The sequence below is a fragment of the Methyloversatilis sp. XJ19-13 genome (assembly GCF_024580155.1).
GTDB lineage: Bacteria > Pseudomonadota > Gammaproteobacteria > Burkholderiales > Rhodocyclaceae > Methyloversatilis.
Genome location: NZ_JANINH010000017.1, coordinates 48,942 through 66,842, shown reverse-complemented (window position 1 = coordinate 66,842; position 17,901 = coordinate 48,942). Strand labels below are relative to the sequence as shown.

20 protein-coding genes are annotated in these 17,901 nt (G+C 65.3%); 15 read left to right on the top strand and 5 right to left on the bottom strand.

Annotated features, from left to right (window positions below):
* The first annotated feature begins 72 nt into the window (after window positions 1-72).
* A complete protein-coding gene (locus NMQ14_RS17075; protein WP_257098051.1) occupies window positions 73-714 on the top strand; it encodes a hypothetical protein in 642 nt (213 codons plus the stop codon).
* Here NMQ14_RS17075 and NMQ14_RS17070 read toward each other — a convergent pair.
* The gene (locus tag NMQ14_RS17070; RefSeq protein WP_257098050.1) at window positions 698-1,141 is read right to left on the bottom strand and encodes a hypothetical protein; all 444 of its coding nucleotides are present in this window, start codon (window positions 1,139-1,141) and stop codon (window positions 698-700) included. The two genes, NMQ14_RS17075 and NMQ14_RS17070, sit on opposite strands and share 17 nt — an antisense overlap.
* 8 nt (window positions 1,142-1,149) lie before the next feature.
* On the opposite strand from NMQ14_RS17070, the gene NMQ14_RS17065 reads away from it, so the two are divergent.
* Complete coding sequence (locus NMQ14_RS17065) at window positions 1,150-1,365, top strand: hypothetical protein (RefSeq protein ID WP_257098049.1); 216 nt, start codon at window positions 1,150-1,152, stop codon at window positions 1,363-1,365.
* A gap of 225 nt (window positions 1,366-1,590) precedes the next feature.
* Window positions 1,591-2,736 (top strand): hypothetical protein, encoded by a 1,146-nt coding sequence (locus NMQ14_RS17060; protein WP_257098048.1) that lies wholly within the window; start codon window positions 1,591-1,593, stop codon window positions 2,734-2,736.
* An 81-nt stretch (window positions 2,737-2,817) separates the two neighbouring features.
* Here NMQ14_RS17060 and NMQ14_RS17055 read toward each other — a convergent pair whose 3' ends face one another.
* From NMQ14_RS17055 to NMQ14_RS17045, 3 genes are all read right to left on the bottom strand, one after another.
* On the bottom strand, window positions 2,818-3,282 hold the full coding sequence (locus tag NMQ14_RS17055) for a DUF302 domain-containing protein (RefSeq protein ID WP_257079862.1): 465 nt from the start codon (window positions 3,280-3,282) through the stop codon (window positions 2,818-2,820).
* Window positions 3,283-3,370: 88 nt separating this feature from the next.
* A complete protein-coding gene (locus tag NMQ14_RS17050; RefSeq protein WP_257098047.1) occupies window positions 3,371-4,024 on the bottom strand; it encodes a pyridoxamine 5'-phosphate oxidase family protein in 654 nt (217 codons plus the stop codon).
* A 147-nt stretch (window positions 4,025-4,171) separates the two neighbouring features.
* Window positions 4,172-4,795, bottom strand: a complete 624-nt coding sequence (locus tag NMQ14_RS17045) for an outer membrane beta-barrel protein (protein ID WP_257098046.1) — start codon at window positions 4,793-4,795, stop codon at window positions 4,172-4,174.
* Window positions 4,796-5,000: 205 nt separating this feature from the next.
* Between NMQ14_RS17045 and NMQ14_RS17040 the strand changes: the two genes are divergently transcribed.
* Window positions 5,001-5,891 carry a dienelactone hydrolase family protein gene (locus tag NMQ14_RS17040; protein ID WP_257098044.1) on the top strand — a complete coding sequence of 297 codons (891 nt, stop codon included), beginning with the start codon at window positions 5,001-5,003 and terminating at the stop codon, window positions 5,889-5,891.
* A gap of 302 nt (window positions 5,892-6,193) precedes the next feature.
* Here the strand turns inward: NMQ14_RS17040 and polA are convergent, their stop codons facing one another.
* Entirely contained in the window at window positions 6,194-8,917 is a 2,724-nt protein-coding gene (gene polA / locus NMQ14_RS17035; protein ID WP_257098042.1) for a DNA polymerase I, read from the bottom strand.
* Between the two features lie 53 nt (window positions 8,918-8,970).
* Here polA and NMQ14_RS17030 point away from each other — a divergent pair, with 53 nt between their 5' ends.
* The 11 genes from NMQ14_RS17030 to NMQ14_RS16980 all read left to right on the top strand — a co-directional run bounded on the left by NMQ14_RS17030 (window position 8,971) and on the right by NMQ14_RS16980 (window position 17,899).
* On the top strand, window positions 8,971-9,699 hold the full coding sequence (locus tag NMQ14_RS17030) for a TIGR00730 family Rossman fold protein (RefSeq protein WP_257098041.1): 729 nt from the start codon (window positions 8,971-8,973) through the stop codon (window positions 9,697-9,699).
* Between the two features lie 105 nt (window positions 9,700-9,804).
* Complete coding sequence (locus tag NMQ14_RS17025; protein WP_257098038.1) at window positions 9,805-10,164, top strand: DUF2782 domain-containing protein; 360 nt, start codon at window positions 9,805-9,807, stop codon at window positions 10,162-10,164.
* Between the two features lie 44 nt (window positions 10,165-10,208).
* Complete coding sequence (locus NMQ14_RS17020; protein ID WP_257098036.1) at window positions 10,209-11,165, top strand: homoserine kinase; 957 nt, start codon at window positions 10,209-10,211, stop codon at window positions 11,163-11,165.
* Window positions 11,156-11,998 carry a BPSS1780 family membrane protein gene (locus tag NMQ14_RS17015; RefSeq protein ID WP_257098034.1) on the top strand — a complete coding sequence of 281 codons (843 nt, stop codon included), beginning with the start codon at window positions 11,156-11,158 and terminating at the stop codon, window positions 11,996-11,998. Before NMQ14_RS17020 ends, NMQ14_RS17015 begins: the two co-directional genes overlap by 10 nt.
* Entirely contained in the window at window positions 11,991-12,665 is a 675-nt protein-coding gene (gene nadD, locus NMQ14_RS17010) for a nicotinate-nucleotide adenylyltransferase (RefSeq protein WP_257098032.1), read from the top strand. The genes NMQ14_RS17015 and nadD overlap by 8 nt, the downstream gene beginning before the upstream one ends.
* A gap of 8 nt (window positions 12,666-12,673) precedes the next feature.
* A complete protein-coding gene (gene rsfS / locus NMQ14_RS17005) occupies window positions 12,674-13,069 on the top strand; it encodes a ribosome silencing factor (RefSeq protein WP_257098030.1) in 396 nt (131 codons plus the stop codon).
* Window positions 13,066-13,536 carry a 23S rRNA (pseudouridine(1915)-N(3))-methyltransferase RlmH gene (gene rlmH / locus NMQ14_RS17000; RefSeq protein ID WP_257098028.1) on the top strand — a complete coding sequence of 157 codons (471 nt, stop codon included), beginning with the start codon at window positions 13,066-13,068 and terminating at the stop codon, window positions 13,534-13,536. The genes rsfS and rlmH overlap by 4 nt, the downstream gene beginning before the upstream one ends.
* Window positions 13,537-13,631: 95 nt before the next feature.
* Entirely contained in the window at window positions 13,632-14,258 is a 627-nt protein-coding gene (locus NMQ14_RS16995; protein ID WP_257098026.1) for a nucleoside triphosphate pyrophosphatase, read from the top strand.
* A gap of 64 nt (window positions 14,259-14,322) precedes the next feature.
* A complete protein-coding gene (rng, locus tag NMQ14_RS16990) occupies window positions 14,323-15,777 on the top strand; it encodes a ribonuclease G (RefSeq protein WP_257098024.1) in 1,455 nt (484 codons plus the stop codon).
* A gap of 673 nt (window positions 15,778-16,450) precedes the next feature.
* Window positions 16,451-16,846: a DUF1232 domain-containing protein gene (locus tag NMQ14_RS16985; protein ID WP_257098021.1), complete on the top strand. Its 396-nt coding sequence runs from the start codon at window positions 16,451-16,453 to the stop codon at window positions 16,844-16,846.
* 180 nt (window positions 16,847-17,026) lie between these two features.
* Window positions 17,027-17,899: a DUF3365 domain-containing protein gene (locus NMQ14_RS16980; RefSeq protein ID WP_257098019.1), complete on the top strand. Its 873-nt coding sequence runs from the start codon at window positions 17,027-17,029 to the stop codon at window positions 17,897-17,899.
* Window positions 17,900-17,901: the final 2 nt, after the last annotated feature.

The following is a 17,901-nucleotide window of genomic DNA, read 5'->3' as shown; positions in this document are numbered from 1 at the left end:
TCCAGAGTAGGCTTCCGGTATCGCCACCCGGCGATCGATAATCCGCAGTCTGCCGGTTCATCGTTCAAGTCCGTGAAGTCACTTCTTTTTTTCGCCGTTGCCTGGGTCATCTGCGCCTGCGCGCTGGCCGAAACCCATCTTGGCATCCGGCCGCTCGATTCGCTGGGCGAGGTACGGGCGCGCTTCCCGGATACACAGTTCGTGCGCATGGCGCCAGACTGGGCCGATGAGTCGCAGGTACTTTTTTCGCTCACCGGCGGCTCGCTTCAGGGCCAACTCCTCGTGCTGTTCATCGACGGACGCCCGGACTACCGGCGTGAGATCGCGGATGGGTTCGCCGACGATCTCGATGCGCTGAAGTTGCTCGCGGCCGAGAGCGACGACCAGGCGCTGCGCGTGAAATGGGTGAGATGGGTGCCGACCACGCCGCTCCGGGTGCAGGACGTGGTCGCGAAATACGGCCGGTGGGACGCGGGCGGGCTGTCGGACGACGGCTTCAGACTCTACCGGAGCTGGGACGCGCGAGGCATCACGGCGCTGCTGTCGGAAGACGAACAGTCGGTGCTGATGATGGACTTCGTGTTTTCCGAAGAGGAGCAGCGCGACGCCTTCATTCGGCGTTACGGTCAGTTGCCAGCATGGCTCAGGCCCGGAGCCGGGGGAGGGGCCACGGCCGCGCCAGGTGCGACGCCCCGGGTCACGCCCGCACCGTGACGCACCGGGACACCGGGCGGCCTTTCAGCCGTCGCCGCGCGCCAGCTTCACCTGATACTCGTCGAGCGTGATGACGACTTCCTTTTCGGCGTGCGCCATCGCGTGCCGACGAGTCCAGAGTGATGTTCTGCCGGAGGTTCTCCGTCCGTTCATGGGCGATCCTTCCAGGCATTCCGTCCGACAGATCGTGCACTGCGGACTCGTATTTCTGGACGGTGGCGAACACGATGCCGCCCTCGGGCCGCTTGCCCAGTCTTGCGCGGAGACCTTGTCGAGCGTTCGCCTGCACCGGCTGTTCGTGCAGCAGGTTCCACGCCACCGAAAACACGCCGAACAGATGGCCGTCGAGATCGTTGCGATCGGTGATGACGACGATGGTGGGGGGCATCGCAGCGTCCTGCATCACGCCGGCGGCAAAGCCGGTCATGACGGGCTTTGACCGACCTTGCGCCGTCCATCTCGTTCAGCTCGATGAACACTTTGACGCGATCGGCGTCGGCGTCAGCGCCGTTCGAGATCAGATCCGACAGCGCCGTCACCGGCTTCGCTGACGCGAGCGTTTCGATGAAGTCCCGCTTCGCGGTAACGCGCACCTTTCTCAAGCTGAAACTCAAGGTATCGATCAATTCACGCCGGCTGCAGGCTGGCTGACGATTATGGCAACAACATTCGCATGGTCGCGTAAAGTCCTTGGTCACGCTCGTCCGGCAGAATACACCCGGCCCCGTTGCCACGAACTGAAGGTGAGTGTCGTGAACGCGCGTCTTGCTGAGACCTCGTTCATTTGCGATTTGTCGCGGCGCAATCCACCGCCTGGATCGCGTCGTTTTTCCACATACCCTGACGCCTCGCGACAGAGGCAGGACGAAGGCTTTCATGAAATACACGCTGTTCGCATCAGTCCTTTCACTGGCGCTCGCCACGCCAGTCAGCGTCGGTGCTGCCGACCCCGCACCGGGCGAATTTGCATTCAGCGGCGATGCGCGGCTGGGCTACTTCGGTCGAGAGCGCGAAGACCGCAACGGCAGCCGCAGCGACGAAAGTGACTGGCGTATCCGGGTCCGCCCGGGTGTCCTCTGGCAGGTCACCACGGAACTGAGTGCCAAGGCCCGCTTCGCGGGCCGGTACTCGACCGACGACAGCAACGACAACCATTACGAATTCTTCACCGCGATCCCGCAGAGCGACGGCCTGGGCTTCGGCGACTCGACCATCGACGAGCTCTACCTGCGTTACAAGCCCGGCAGCTGGGACGTGAAGGTCGGTCGCATGCAGACCAGCTTCGAACTGGAGGGCATTGCAAAGAAATCGCTGAGCCGCAACGATTCACCCAACACCGACATCACGTGGACAGACGGCATTCACGCCCGCTACGTCGACGCCGCAGGCTGGAACTACCACGCCATCGTCCAGCGCAGCGAGGACGATGGCCCCACCACCGTGCGGCGCAGTCCGCTGGCATTTACCGAGTCGTCCAGTCACGCCACTTACTACTTCGGCATGGAGCGGAAGGACCCGAAAGGTCGCTTCCTGCAGCTCGGATGGGATATCACCTACATACCCAGCGCGCTGCGCACGGATGGCACCGCCGTTGGCCGCATCGACGACTATCTGGGCATCGCCGGACGCATGGCGCTGCAGTGGCCGCTCGCCGGTGCGATGCGCTTCGTGTGGGCCGGTGAAGCCGGCTACGCACCCAACAGACCGACCGACGGGGCGCTGCGCCTGTCCGGCTCCGGACGTGCGAGCGGGCTGGCGTTCCAGACCTCGGTCAATCTCGTGGATTTCGCACCCGGCCACGGTGTCGGGCTCGTCTATGGTCAGGCGGGCGGAGGCTGGCTGCTGTCACCCGACTTCGGCAACAACCAGGAGCTGCTGGAACTGCGCTACCAGTGGAAACTGTCCGCCACGCAGTCGATCGAGGCACGGGTGCGCCAGCGACGTGATCTGGAGCAGCGAACCGATGCCGCGCAGAAGCGTGTCGACGACGACGTCTATGTCCGGTTTACGCAGCGCTTCTGAGCGGGTTACCGGGCGCCACACCGAAGCACATCGGACTGGCTGACCGGCGCCCAGTTGCTTTCTGATCACGCAGGGCCGGATTTACTCGGCCACGACAGCATCGACCAATCCGGACAGTGCCTTGCGCAGTCCCTCCACCGCAGGGCAGTTCTCGACGCCGTGCCGCCGCGCGAGGTAGCCCGGATCGTTGTAGCCGATCCATGTCTGCGCGGCCGCATCTTCCCAGACCAGCGCTTTCAGCGGCAGATCGATGCCGACCTCCTGCGCGCACTGCATGAAGGGGGTACCGCCCTGCGGGTTGCCGAATATCAGCAACTGCGTCGGCCTGAGATGCGCACCGATGCGCGTTGCGCCGGCCGCATGGTCGATCCGTGCGAACACATTCAGACCGCGCTGTTTGACCAGACCTTCCAGCCGGTCCATGGACTCGATGACGCCGCGCGGACTTTTCACGGCGATCAGGCCATCCGCCGCGGTGGCGGCTGATGGTGCAAAGGCAAGCGCGGCAGCGCAGAGCGCTGCGGCAATCGTACGAAGGTTGATCATCGGAGTTCTCGCTGACTGGGATGTGGGGCGAACGGTCGCCACCAGCCGAATGGTACGACGGCGGTGCGGACACGTTCAGCCGCGTGGTTCAGCCGTCGCCGCGCGCCACCTTGGCTTCGTAGTCCTCGAGCGTGATGACGCCCTCCTTCTGGGCGCGCGCGACTTCGTGCCCGGGCAGCACGTCCTGCACCATGTCGAGCCGCTTCCACAGCGCGAGCGGCGTTTCACAGGCGGCCTTCGGCACGTACTTCGACTGGCCCACCTTCTTGTAGCGGTGGATGTAGCGCGGACAATTCACCCAGACCTTCGTGACGGTGACCCGCACCAGATATTTCGCTTCGGTGTATCCGGCCATCAGCGGATGGTCGCGCAGGAATTCGGCCGTGCCCTGCACGCGCACGCGGTGCGGCGTTTCGAAGTCGATGAACAGCAGGCCGACGCGCGCCTGGCCGACGATGTTGCCCATCGAATAGAACATGCCGTTGCCGTCGTAGCCGGGGAACACCAGCGTCTGTGCGTCGATCACCTTCACGACGCCGGTCGGTCCGCCCTTGTACGACACGGTCGGATTGCCTTCGGGATCGACGGTCGACAGGAAGAACATGTCGCGTCCTTCGATGAAGGCCTTCTCCTCGTCGGTGATCGTTTCGTGGATCCAGTTCTGGTCAAGCATGTCGGCCAGTTTCGTGGTGCCGAATTCCTGCTGCAGCACGCGGTGTTCGTCAGCGTAGATTGAAGCCATGTCTCCTCCTGTCGGTCTGTGTTCCGGCGTACGGCGTCAGCCGTCGCGCGCATCCGGGACCCGGGCGCCGTAGCAGGATACCGCAGCGGAACACCCGGCCGCGCGGGCCGGGTCCGGAGGACGAATGGAGAACGGAAGATGGGCGGATCAGAAGCGGAAGATCGCGCCGAGCGACCATGTGTCGATGTCGCCGCTGCCGGTGTTGCTGCCGCCCATGCTTTCGTAGCGGGTGAATTCGCCCCGCAGCCCGATGGACGGCGTCAGCGCGTAGCCGACGCCCGCGCCGTACAGGCCGCTCCAGTCGCGGTCCTGCGCCGTGCCGGCTGCTGCACCGCCGGGGCCGGTCACGTCGACATCGACTTCGACCTTGGAGTGGATGCCGCCGAGCCGGCCGAATAGCGAAAACTTCTCGCCCACCGGCAGGATGCCCAGCACCGATGCGGTCCAGCCATGGGCATCGAGGTGCGCACGCGCACCGCCACCGGTGAAGCGGGCCCGGTAGCGCGCGCTGCCGAAGTCGGCATAGCCGAGTTCGAACGCCAGGTAGGGGTTGAGCTGATAGCCGAGCGACAAGCCGTAGTGCGTGTCATGCTCATCCACGCTGGAACGCAGGCCGGTAGCACCGGCCGACACCAGAACTGCGTCGGTCTCGCTGCGATCCATGTCGACGCTCGAGCGGCCGATGGACGCGCCGACATAGAAGTCGCCGGCCAGCGCGGACGACGCGGCGAGCGACAGCAGGACACCGCATAGCAGCGAAGGTTTTGTCATCGTCGAATACTCCTTTGGAATGGAGCGGCGGAGTATATACATATGACGATGTGAAAATGACGAAGGGATTTGAAGATGTATCGCGGCTGCAACACCGGGAATTCCCGCGACGCATCGATGTCGATCAGCGCGATACCCGCTTGCACCCGCAGGCGGCCCGGTGCATGGTGCCCCGCACACCGCATGCCTACGCAGGAGATTCACCATGAAACGAAAGACAGCCAGGGATTTCGCACCCGAGGTGATGGCGCTGTTCGACCGCTACGTGCATGGCGCCATCGACCGGCGCGGGTTTCTCGATGCAGCAGCCCGTTTCGCGGTCGGCGGCGTGACGGCGTCGATGCTGCTGGAGGCGTTGAGCCCGAACTTCGCGCAGGCGCAGCAGGTGAAGCCGGACGATCCGGCGCTGAAGACCGACCATGTCGAATACGTCACGCGCGGCGGCTACGGCAAGGTGCGCGGTTACCTGGCACGACCGGCACAGGCGACCGGCCCGCTGCCGGCTGTCCTCGTGGTGCACGAAAACCGCGGCCTCAATCCGCACATCGAGGACGTGACACGCCGGCTCGCGCTTGAGGGCTATCTCGCGCTGGCGCCTGACGCGCTGTATCCGCTCGGCGGCTATCCGGGCAATGAGGACATGGCGCGCGAGCTGTTCCAGCAACTGGACCAGAAGAAGACACGCGAAGACTTCCTGTCACTGGCGCTCGCTTTCCGTGCGCACGACCTCGGCAACGGCAAACTGGGCGTGGTCGGCTTCTGCTACGGCGGCGCCATCGCCAACTTCCTCGCGACGAAGCTCCCCGACCTGAATGCCGCGGTGCCGTTCTACGGCACACAGCCCCCGCTGGAAGATGTGCCGGCGATCCGGTCGCCGCTGCTGATCCACTACGCCGACCAGGACGAAAAGGTGAATGCCGGCGCCACCCGCTACGACGCGGCGCTGGTCAACGCCGGCAAGACGTATCAGACCTATGTCTATCCGGGCACGCTGCACGGCTTCCACAACGACACCACACCGCGCTACGACGAACGCGCCGCGAAACTGGCCTGGCAGCGCACGCTGGATTTCTTCGCGCAGCACCTGCGAACCTGAAAGGGCTGGATGCAGAGGCGGTGGGCAACTGCGGAAGCAGCGGCCTGCAGCAGCCGCGACCTCTGTGGGAGCGGCGATCCACTGCCGGCCCTGCATGGCCGGCCGGCTCCGCGGGCGGCGAGCAGTGCTCGCCGAAGCCCCCGCTCCGCCCTCGCCGCGATCAGTGCCGCGATGGTCTCAGTGCAGAGCGCGGATCGCGGCGAGGCCGCCGCTCCCACAGAAGAGCTCCCATGGCCGGAGGAATGCTCACCGCCACTGCGGACACTGCAGCGGCTTCCTTGGCTGCCGCCAGGCGGGTCCCTTCAGTGCGCCTCGTCCCAGTTCAGGCCGACACCGGCTTCGACCTTCAGCGGCACCGACAGCTGGGCCACGCCTTCCATCAGCGCCGGCACGCGCTCGCGCACGAGGTCGATTTCGGCGTCCGGCACTTCGAGCACCAGTTCGTCATGCACCTGCAGCACCAGCCGCGTGCCGAGTTGTTCGCGGTCGAGCCAGCCTGATACGGCAATCATGGCCAGCTTGATCAGGTCGGCGGCCGTGCCCTGCATCGGCGCGTTGATCGCGGCGCGTTCGGCGCCCTGACGCCGGGCGACCTGTGCGGCGCGGATTTCCGGCAATTGCAGCCGGCGCCCGAACACGGTTTCGACCCAGCCCTGTTCCCGCGCCAGCGCACGGGTTTCGTCCATGTAGCGCGCGACACCGGGGTAGCGCGCGAAATAGCGGTCGATCCAGCCCGCGGCGGCGGCGCGTTCGATGCCGAGGTTTTTTGCCAGTCCGTGCGCGCTCATGCCGTAGATCAGGCCGAAATTGATCACCTTGGCGTAGCGGCGCTGTTCGCTGCTGACTTCGTCCGGCGGCACGCCGAACACCTCGGATGCGGTCGCGCGGTGCACGTCCTCGCCGTCGGCGAAGGCCTGCAGCAGGCGCGCGTCCTGCGAGAGGTGGGCCATGATGCGCAGTTCGATCTGCGAATAGTCGGCACTGACCAGCCGGTGACCCGGCGGCGCGATGAAGGCGGAGCGGATGCGCCGGCCTTCCGCGGTGCGCACCGGTATGTTCTGCAGATTGGGGTCGACCGACGACAGCCGCCCGGTCACCGCTACCGCCTGACTGAAGCTGGTATGCACGCGGCCGGTGTCGGCGCGCACCATGCGCGGCAGCTTGTCGGTGTAGGTGCCCTTGAGTTTTGCGAGGCTGCGGTATTCGAGGATGAGCGCCGGCAGCGGGTAGTCCAGCGCCAGTTGAGACAGCACTTCTTCGTCGGTCGAGGGCGTGCCGCTCGGCGTCTTCTTGATCACCGGCAGCTTTTCGCGCTCGAACAGGATTTCCGCCAGCTGCTTCGGCGAATTGATGTTGAACGGCTGCTTCGCTGCCGCGTGGGCGCGCGCTTCCAGGTCGATCATCTTCTGACCCAGCTCGTTGCTCTGCGCGGCCAGCGAGCCGACGTCGAGCAGTACGCCGGTGCGCTCCATGTCGAACAGGATCTGCGACACCGGCAGTTCGATGTCCCTATATATATAGGCAAGCTTTTTGTCGGACTGGATGCGCGGCGCAAGCACCGCGTGCACGCGCAGCGTCACGTCGGCGTCTTCGGCGGCATAGTCGGTGGCGCGGTCGATTGCGACCTGGTCGAAGCCGATGCGCGAGGCGCCCTTGCCGGTCACCTCGTCGTAGCTGATCACCTTCAGGCCGAGGTGGCGGGTGACCAGTGCGTCCAGGCTGTGGCTGCGGTTGGCGTCCAGCACATAGCTTTCCAGCAGCGTGTCATCGACCACGCCGGCCAGCCGGATGCCGTGGTTGGCAAACACGTGGCGGTCGTACTTGAGGTTCTGCCCGAGCTTGCCGTGCGCCGCCGATTCCAGCCAGGGCTTGAGTTTCACCAGCACCTCGTCGCGCGGCAACTGCGCCGGCGCGTCCGGGTAGCAGTGCGCCAGCGGTAGATAGGCGGCTACGCCTGCTTCCAGCGCGAAGCTCATGCCGACCAGTTGCGCCTCCATCGGCTCCAGGCTGGTGGTTTCGGTGTCCAGCGACACCACGGCGGCGCCATCCAGCAGCGCCAGCCAGCGTTCGAGCGCCGGCCAGTCGAGCAGGGTTTCGTACTGCGCGCGGTGGCTGCCTTCCGGTTCGGTCGAAGGCGTGGCGTCGGCAGCCGGCGCCGGCGCGTTGATGGTCTTCTTCGGGCCTTTGGCGAGTTCTTCCAGCAGGCCGCGGAAGCCATAGCGTTCGTAGATCGGGCGCAGCGCGTCGGCGTTTTCGCCGTCCGAGGTCAGCGCTTCGAGCGGCTGCGGCAGTTCGACATCGCACTTCACCGTCAGAAGCTGGCGCGCCAGCGGCAGGAAGCCGAGGTGGGCGCGCAGGTTTTCGCCCACCTTGCCGCCGATTTCGTCGGCATGCGCGACGATTTCGTCGAGCGAACCATACTGCTGCAGCCACTTCACGGCGGTCTTCGGGCCGCACTTGTCGACGCCGGGCACGTTGTCCACGCTGTCGCCGATCAGCGCGAGGTAGTCGACGATGCCGGCCGGCGTCACGCCGAACTTGGCCAGCACGCCGGCTTCGTCGAGCTTCTCTTCGCTCATCGTGTTCACCAGCGTCACGTGCCGGTTCACCAGCTGCGCCAGATCCTTGTCGCCGGTGGAAATGACGCAGTCGATGCCGCGCGCGGTGGCCTGTGCCGACAGGGTGCCGATCACATCGTCGGCTTCCACGCCATCGATCATCAAAAGCGGCCAGCCGAGTGCGCGCACGGCGTCGTGGATGGGTGCAATCTGTGCGGCGAGGTCTTCCGGCATCGGCGGACGGTGACTTTTGTAGTCCGGATACCAGTCGTCGCGGAAGGTCGGGCCCTTGGCGTCGAACACACAGGCGCGGTAGTCCGCCTTGTAGTCGCTTGCCAGCCGCCTTAGCATGTTGATGACACCGCGCAGTGCGCCGGTCGGCTCGCCCTGGGCGTTGCGCAGGTCGGGCATGGCGTGGAAGGCGCGGTACAGGTAGGACGAACCATCGACAAGCAGCAGCGTGGGCATGGCGGATTCCGTGATTGCTCAGCGCGCCATTATCAACCCCGGACCCCCTCCCCATGAGCGCGAAAGACAAACTTCCCGGCATGATCGACCCCGGTGACGCGGCACGCGCCAGCAGTGCGCGCGAGGCCTGGCGCATCTTCGGCATCATGGCCGAATTCGTCGAGGCGACCGAGCGGCTGCAGGCCATCCGCCCGGCGGTCAGCATTTTCGGTAGCGCCCGCACGCCGCGTGATCACCCCTACTACGACCTGACCGAACGCATCGCGCGCCAGCTGTCCGACGCCGGCTTCTCGGTCATTTCCGGCGGCGGGCCGGGCATCATGGAGGCGGCCAACAAGGGCGCCTTCCACGGCAAATCGCCCAGTGTCGGGCTGAACATCCAGTTGCCGATGGAACAGAGCGCCAATGTCTATCAGGACATTTCGCATTCCTTCGAGCACTTCTTCGCCCGCAAGTACATGTTCGTGCGCTTCGCCGCCGCCTATGTCGTGATGCCGGGCGGTTTCGGCACGCTGGACGAGCTGATGGAGGCGCTGACGCTTATCCAGACGCACAAGAGCCGCAGCATTCCGATCATTCTGGTGCATACGCCGTTCTGGCAGGGGCTGATCGACTGGTTCCGCAGCACGCTGGTGGCCGAAGGCATGATTTCCGCGTCCGACATCGATCTGGTGCAGCTGATCGACGATCCGGCCGAGGTGGTCGAGGCGATCTTCCGTCATTACGAGAACCGCAGCTTCCTGCCGTTGCCTGAGGAGCATGAAGCCATGCTGAACCTGTAGATTCAGGACGCAGGATCAAAGATGCAAGGAAACAACGGGCCGGTCCATGCGTCACCGGGAAGCGCGGGGGGCTCTGTTAAACTGCCTGATCACAAAGGATTTTCGATGCGACCGCTCCTATCTGCCGCCCTGATCGCCGCCTCGCTGGCGCTTGCTGTCCCGTCGGTGTTCGCCCAGGCCGACCGGCCGGCCGATCTGCAGCCCATTCCGGAACCGCCGCCGCCGCCGCTGCCGCTCGAGGGTGGCGACGTGACGACCGAGCCGCAGGTGACCATCATTCAGAAGGCCGACGAGCGGGTCGAGGAATACCGCATGAACGGCAAGCTCTACATGATCAAGGTGACGCCGTCGCACGGCGTGCCCTACTATCTGATGGACGAGAACGGCGGCGGCGTGATGACACGCTTCGACGATCTCGATCAGGGTCTGCGCGTCCCGAAATGGGTCATTTTCTCGTTCGACTGACCTGCATGCGCCGTCGGCGCGTGCCCAACTTCCGAAACTGATACGTGTCTGTCTTCACCACCGTCACCGCAGACGAGATGCGCGACTGGCTGAAGAATTACTCCATCGGCCATTTGCTGTCGCTGGAGGGAATTCCGGCCGGCATCGAAAACACCAATTACTTCGTCGACACCTCGCACGGTCGCTACGTGCTCACGCTGTTCGAAAAGCTCACGCGCGCCGAACTGCCGTTCTACGTGCACCTGATGGCGCACCTGTCGCGCCATGGCATTCCCTGCCCTGCGCCGATCGCCGACCGGGACAACGAGTATCTCGGCACGCTCAACGGCAAGCCGGCGATGCTCGCCACCCGACTGGCCGGCAAATCGCAGATGGCACCGCAGGCGCCGCACTGCGCGGCGGTCGGCGGCATGCTGGCGACGATGCATGTGGCCGGCCAGAGCTACGGGCGGCGCTTCGCCAATCCGCGCGGCTACGACTGGTGGCGTGCTGCCGCGCCGCAGCTGCTGGGTTATCTCGACGCCGATGACCGCGCGCTGCTCGAATCCGAGATGGCGTTCCAGGTCGCGGCGCGCGAGGGGGGCGACTGCGCCGGGCTGCCGGCCGGCGTGGTGCATGCCGACCTGTTTCGTGACAACTGCCTGATGGACGGCGAGCGCATCGGCGGCATCATCGATTTCTACTTCGCCGGTGATGACTTCCTGCTGTTCGACCTCGCGGTGACGATGAATGACTGGTGCTCCGATGACGCCGGCGAGCTGGTGGCCGATCGCGCCGACGCGATGCTCGCCGCCTATCGCGACGAGCGACCGCTGACCGACGCCGAACACCGCGCCTGGCCGCTGATGCTGCGCGCCGCCGCGCTGCGCTTCTGGCTGTCGCGGCTGTATGACTTCCACCTGCCGCGTGATGGAGAGATGGTGCACAAGCACGACCCGAAGCGCTTCCGCGACATCCTGCGCGCCCGCATCCGTGCCGGCGACGCCCTGCCATGGCCGTGAATCTACAGGCGCGCGCGCTGCCGGCGCTGGCCGGCTGGTCCTGGATCAGCGGCGGCTTCGCGCTGTTCCGCCGCAATCCGCCACTGATGACCGCGCTCACCATGGGTTATCTGCTGGTGATGGTGTTCCTGAACATCGTGCCGCTGATCGGCCCGGTGCTGGTCGCCGTCTGCCTGCCGGTCATGTCGGTCATCGTGTTCAATGGCGCCCGCCTGCTCGACCGTAACCTCGATGTGTCGACCGAAGTGCTCAAGACCGGTCTGGCCGACAACCTGCGCCCGCTGGTCCAGCTCGGCTTCGTGCATCTGGCCGGTTCACTGGTCGTGGTGCTGATCCACACCCTGCTGTTCGCGGCGCCCGATGTGCCGCTGGCGGAAGCCGACGAAGAGGCGTTCACGCGCACGCTGATGCAGCTGCTGCCGCTGGTGCTGCCGCTGATCCTGATCATGTGGTTTCCGCCCTACCTGATCGCGACCCAGGGCATCAAGCTCGGCAAGGCGCTGTTTTTCGGCGCGGTTGCGGTGCTGCGCAACGCCGGTGCCTTCATCGTGTATTTCGCCGGCGCGGCGGTGCTCGGCGTCGGCCTGCCGGTGCTGGTGATCCAGCTGATCGGCAACGACGAAGGCATCGCCAGCCTGTTGCGCATCGGCGTGCGCATGACGCTGCTGTTCGTGCTGGTGCCGACGCTGGCGGCCAGTCTGTATGTGAGTTTCCAGCAGGTGTTCGCGCAACTGCCCGAACCGGAGCCTGAGCCCGAAGCCGGGTCGGATTCCGAGCCCGACTCCCGATCCGGGCCGGATTCCGGACCGCGCAAAGACGCCGCCGATGAGTGAGCAGCGGCCGGCCGGTGCGGGCTCCGGCATGCCTCTGGGTATCTTCGGCGGGTCGTTCGACCCGGTGCATCTGGGCCATCTGCGGCTGGCAGAAGAAGCGCTCGAAACGCTGCAGCTCGAGCGCGTGCGCTGGATTCCGGCCGGTCAGCCGTGGCACCGCGACGCGTTGCGCACCGATGCAACCCACCGGCTCGCCATGGTGCGACTGGCCACCGCGTCCAACCCCGCGTTCGAAGTCGATGCACGCGAAGCGGAAGCGGGCGCACCGGGTTACACGGTCGATACGCTGCAGGCGCTGCGCGCCGAGCTGGGCGTGCAGCAACCGCTGGTGCTCATCCTCGGCGCCGACGCATTCAGCCGGCTGCACACCTGGCAGCGCTGGAAGTCGCTGTTCGAACTGGCGCACATCGGTCTGGCGACGCGTGCCGGTCACGCCGTCGATCCGGCCGCGCTCGACGGCGCGCTGGCGACCGAACTGTCCGCCCGCCTGCAGCACGATCCGGCGGTGCTGCGCACGGCGCCGGCGGGCGCCATCGTACCGTTCGACATGACGGCACTGGCCATTTCGGCCACCGATCTGCGGGCACGACTGGCGCGCGGCGCCAGCTGCCGCTATCTTGCCCCGACAGGCGTGCTCGATTACATCCGCCATCACCGGCTTTACTGAGAGAATTCATGGAAATCAATGCATTGCAGGCGCTGGTGGTCGACGCGCTGGAAGACATCAAGGGCAAGGACATCGAAGTGATCGACACCTCGAACTTCAACGCCCTGTTCGACCGGCTGGTCATCGCCAGCGGCGACTCGAACCGGCAGACGCGCGCGCTCGCACGTCACGTGCAGGAAAAGGCCCGGGAAGCCGGCGCGCAGGTGATCAGCGTCGAAGGCGAAGAAACCGGCGAGTGGGTGCTGGTCGATCTGGGCGATCTGGTGGTGCACATCATGCAGCCGGCGGTGCGCGCCTATTACAACCTGGAAGAGCTGTGGTCGGGCTCGGCCAAGCCGTCCGACCGCTCGGCCGCGGCCGCACGCAGCCCCGGCGTACGCGGCCGCGGACCGGACGCGCGTTGAAGCTGCGGGTGATCTGTGTCGGGCACCGCATGCCCGGCTGGGTCGATGCCGGCGTCGAAGAATTTGCCCGCCGCATGCCGCGCGAGTCACCCCTCGTGTTCACCGAAATCAAGGCCGAGCCGAGAACCCAGGGCAAGCCGGTCGAGGCCCTCCTCGACGCCGAACGCGTGCGCATCGAGCAGGCGATCCCGCCGCGCGCCCGCATCGTCGCACTCGACGAGCGCGGCGACGACCTGACTACCGTGACGCTGGCCGACCGGCTGCGCCGCTGGCGTGACGGCGGTGATGACGTCGTGCTGCTGATCGGCGGCCCGGACGGCCTCGCCCCTGCGCTCAAGGCGCGTGCCCACGAGCTGATCCGACTGTCCAGCCTCACCCTGCCGCACGCACTGGCCCGCCTGCTGCTCGCCGAAGCGTTGTATCGTGCAGCCAGCCTCGAATCCAACCATCCCTATCACAGAGAATGACGCGCCCCCACGCTCACGATGTTGCTGCCATCACAGGGCTGCGCGCGCCCTTGTGCCGGCCCGGCGGGCGGTGCGACGTTAACCTGAGCAACTGAATGAGTCTTTCGACCACCGTACCGCCCGCGCTTTACCTGGCATCGCGCAGCCCGCGCCGGCGTGAATTGCTGACGCAGATCGGCGCACCCTTCCTCGTACTGCCCTTTCGTGGCCTGCCGCGCGAAGACATTGACGTGCTGGAAGATGTGCGCGACGGTGAAGATGCCGAAGCCTACGTCGTGCGCGTGGCGCGCGCCAAGGCCCTTGGCGGCGAACAGAGACTGTCCTGGCGGCGGCTGTCTTCCGGCCTGGTGCTGTCGGCCGACACCACGGTCGAAGTCGATGGCGAAATACTCGGCAAGCCGGCCGACGCGGCCGACGCGACGCGCATGCTCGGACTGCTGTCCGGCCGCAGTCACCGCGTACTGACCGCGGTCGCTGTCAGCGACGGGCGCAGGCTCGAACACGTGCTCTCGATCTCTATCGTGCGATTTTCTGCGCTCGACACGCGCGACATCGAACGTTATGTCGCGTCCGGCGAACCGATGGACAAGGCCGGTGCCTATGGCATTCAGGGCCGCGCCGGTGCGTTCGTCGAACACATCGACGGCTCCTACACCGGCATCGTCGGCCTGCCGCTGAACGAAACCTGGCAGCTGCTGCGCCGCTTCGGGCTCATTTTCTGACTGAGTCCCGGACTGATTTTTCGAGCGAGATTCCGCCATCCCACCCTTCACGGTCCGCGCAGTCATGAACGATCAATTCCTCATCAACTTCACGCCGCAGGAAACGCGGGTGGCGCTGCTGCAGCAGGGTGCCGTGCAGGAGCTGCACATCGAGCGCAGCAGCGCGCGCGGCATCGTCGGCAACATCTATCTCGGCCGCGTGGTGCGCGTGCTGCCCGGCATGCAGTCCGCCTTCATAGATGTCGGGCTCGAACGCACCGCCTTCCTGCATGTGGCCGACATCTGGGAAGCGCGACAGAATGGTGACGCGCCGAAACCGATCGAGCGCCTGCTGACCGAAGGCCAGAGCGTGCTGGTGCAGGCGCTGAAAGACCCGATCGGCACCAAGGGCGCGCGCATGTCGACCCAGATCAGCATCGCCGGCCGGCTGCTCGTTCACCTGCCGCAGGACCGCCACATCGGCATTTCGCAGCGCATCGAGGTGACCGAAGAACGCGAGGCGCTGCGCACGCGCATCCAGGCGCTGCTGCCGCATGAAGACCCGGGTGGCTACATCGTGCGCACCATGGCCGAATGCGCGTGCGACGAAGAGCTGTCGGCTGACATCGCCTACCTGCGCAAGATCTGGCAGGAAATCCGCAACCGCGCCAAGACCGCCAAGCCGCCGTCGCTGGTGTTCGAAGACCTCACGCTGGGCCAGCGCGTGCTGCGCGATCTGGTGTGCGCCGACACGCAGAGCATCCAGGTCGACTCGCGCGAAAACTACGTCAAGCTGCGCGCCTTCGCCGAGGAATACATGCCGCAGCTGACCAAGCTGCTGGAGCACTACACCGGCGAGCGGCCGCTGTTCGAACTGCACAGCGTCGAAGAGGAGATCGAAAAGGCGCTGGCACGCCGCGTCGACCTGAAGTCGGGCGGCTACCTGATCTTCGACCAGACCGAAGCGATGACCACCATCGACGTCAATACCGGCGGCTTCGTCGGCTCACGCAATTTCGACGAAACCATCTTCAAGACCAATCTCGAAGCGGCCCATCAGATCGCGCGCCACCTGCGGCTGCGCAATCTGGGCGGCATCATCCTGATCGATTTCATCGACATGGAGAACGACGAGCACCGCAGCCAGGTGCTGGCCGAACTGAACAAGGCGCTGTCGCGCGACCACACGAAGATATCGGTCAGCGGCTTCACCTCGCTCGGTCTGGTCGAAATGACGCGCAAGCGCACCCGCGAATCGATCGCCCACGTGCTGTGCGAAGCCTGTCCGACCTGCGGCGGTCGCGGCGAGGTCAAGACCGCGCAGACCATGAGTTTCGACATCCTGCGCGAACTGCTGCGCGAAGCGCGCCAGTTCAGCGCCCGCGAATTCCGCATCCTCGCCCATCCCAAGGTGGTCGACCTCTTCCTGGAAGAAGAGTCGCAGGCGCTGGCCATGCTGTCCGACTTCATCGGCAAGCCGATCTCGCTGCACGCCGAATCGAGCTATTCGCAGGAGCAGTTCGACATCGTGCTGCTGTAGGGTTTGCAACAACATGTCGCGAAGGCTGGCGTTGGATGTCCGATGAATGCGTGGGACGCCGAATGCGACGGTTGACTATCGATCTGACTGAAGCGCGTGAGCTGATGCTACGAGCGAGGTCCAAGGCCGGTCTGAATGAGAACGAGGCACTGAGAGTCGGGCAAGTACAAGTTCCTGCGATGCGAGCCTTGCCTGCCTCTTAGCGCTCGACGGCCCTTGTAGTGTCTCTTCTTGCGACGCGACCATCCATACGCGCTTCAGAGGCAGTTCGGCCTTCAGATCTTCGTCCAGGCGCTCGTACTGCTCGAACCGAATCGCCCCGGCGAAAGCCGTTGTGGCCGGTGTATGCCTTTACAAGTCCCGCCTGCTGGGCATCTGCCGTGGTCATCCTCCGTTCTGTCTTCATCGTCTAGACACTTGGCATGCGGAATCGGGATCGATTCAAGGTTAACAGCGACAGTCGGCGCCACCGCCCTAAGCGCAACCGCACGCGGAGCGCTTGCGCTTGCAGCCGCAAGAGCGAAAGTCGGTCGGAGCGCTTCTTGATTGCGCCACGCAGTCTGCGGCGGTCGAGCAAGTGCGATCTGCCCCTTGTTTGGTGTCTACATGGCTGACGCCTGCCCCGTTTTGTGGTTCTATCACTGCAAATCACAACAACCCACGGTTCGGAATGATGGCGGCGCCCACACTCAATGCACGCATTCAGGCGATCAAGCTCGAATTGATGGCGCTTGCGATTGCAGCGCAAGACACGCGCACGCCGCGGCGCGCGAAAATACTTCTGCTTTTCCTGCTCGCCTACGCGGCCAGCCCGATCGATCTGATTCCCGACTTCATCCCGGTGCTCGGTCTGCTCGACGAGGTCATCCTGCTGCCGATCGGCGTCTGGATCGTGGTCGGCATGATTCCGCAGGACGTGATGGAGGCGGCGCGGGCGCGGGCGCGCGAAGGCAAGCTGCCCGCGAACTGGATTGCGGGCGTAATCGTGCTGCTGCTGTGGGCAGCCAGCATTGCGGCCATCGTGTGGTGGTGGATGAATCATCAGGGCGCCGGTCAAGCCGGCGGCTGATCGGCGCAGCCTGCCGTCTGTGTGCTGCTGTGGCCCATCGACGGGCGACGGCCTTACCCACCGGGTGTCAATCTTTTACAATCCGGCGTCGCCATGTCCGCAGGTCGAATGCGGGAGGGTGATGCGCGTGCCGGGAACGCGCTGCGAACCACCCACACCTGACCGAAGGGCCTTGCGAAGATGGGACTCAGACTCAAGTTCAACCTGGTGCTGATCGGCGTGTTCGCGGTCGGTCTGGCGGCCTGCGCAGCGTTGTCGCACCAGTTGCTGCACGACAATGCGCGCGCCGAGGTCGAGCGCAATGCGCGGCTGATGATGGAAACCGCACTGGCCATTCGCGCCTATACGGTCAGCCAGATCAAGCCGCACCTCGATCCGCTGCTGTCGGAACAGTTCCTGCCGCAGACCGTGCCGGCCTATGCCGCGACCGAAACGATCAACGAGCTGCGCAAGAACCACCCCGAGTACGCCTACAAGGAAGCGACGCTTAACCCGACCAATCCGCGCGACCGTGCGTCGGACTGGGAAACGGACATCGTCACCAGCTTCCGCAACGCCGAGGATACGAAGGAGCTGACCGGCGTGCGCGAAACGCCGACCGGTCGCCACATGTACATCGCGCGGCCGATCCGCATCACCAATCCGGCCTGTCTGGCCTGCCACAACACGGCCGCCACGGCGCCGCCGACGATGGTGAAGGTGTATGGCGAGGCGAACGGCTTCGGCTGGAAGCTGAATGAAATCATCGGTGCGCAGGTGGTGTCGGTGCCGATGACGCTGCCAGTGACCAATGCCGACCGTGCCTTCAACACCTTCATGCTGTCGTTGCTCGGCGTGTTCGTGTTCGTCATGGTGGTGCTCAACCTGATGCTCGAATGGCTGATCATCCGCCCGGTGGCGCGGCTGTCGGCCGCGGCCGACCAGATCAGCACCGGCGACTTTTCGGTGCCCGAGTTCCGCGATTCCGGCAAGGACGAAGTGTCGGTGCTCGGTGCTTCCTTCAACCGAATGCGGCGCAGCCTTGAAACGGCGATGCGCATGATAGACAGCTGACC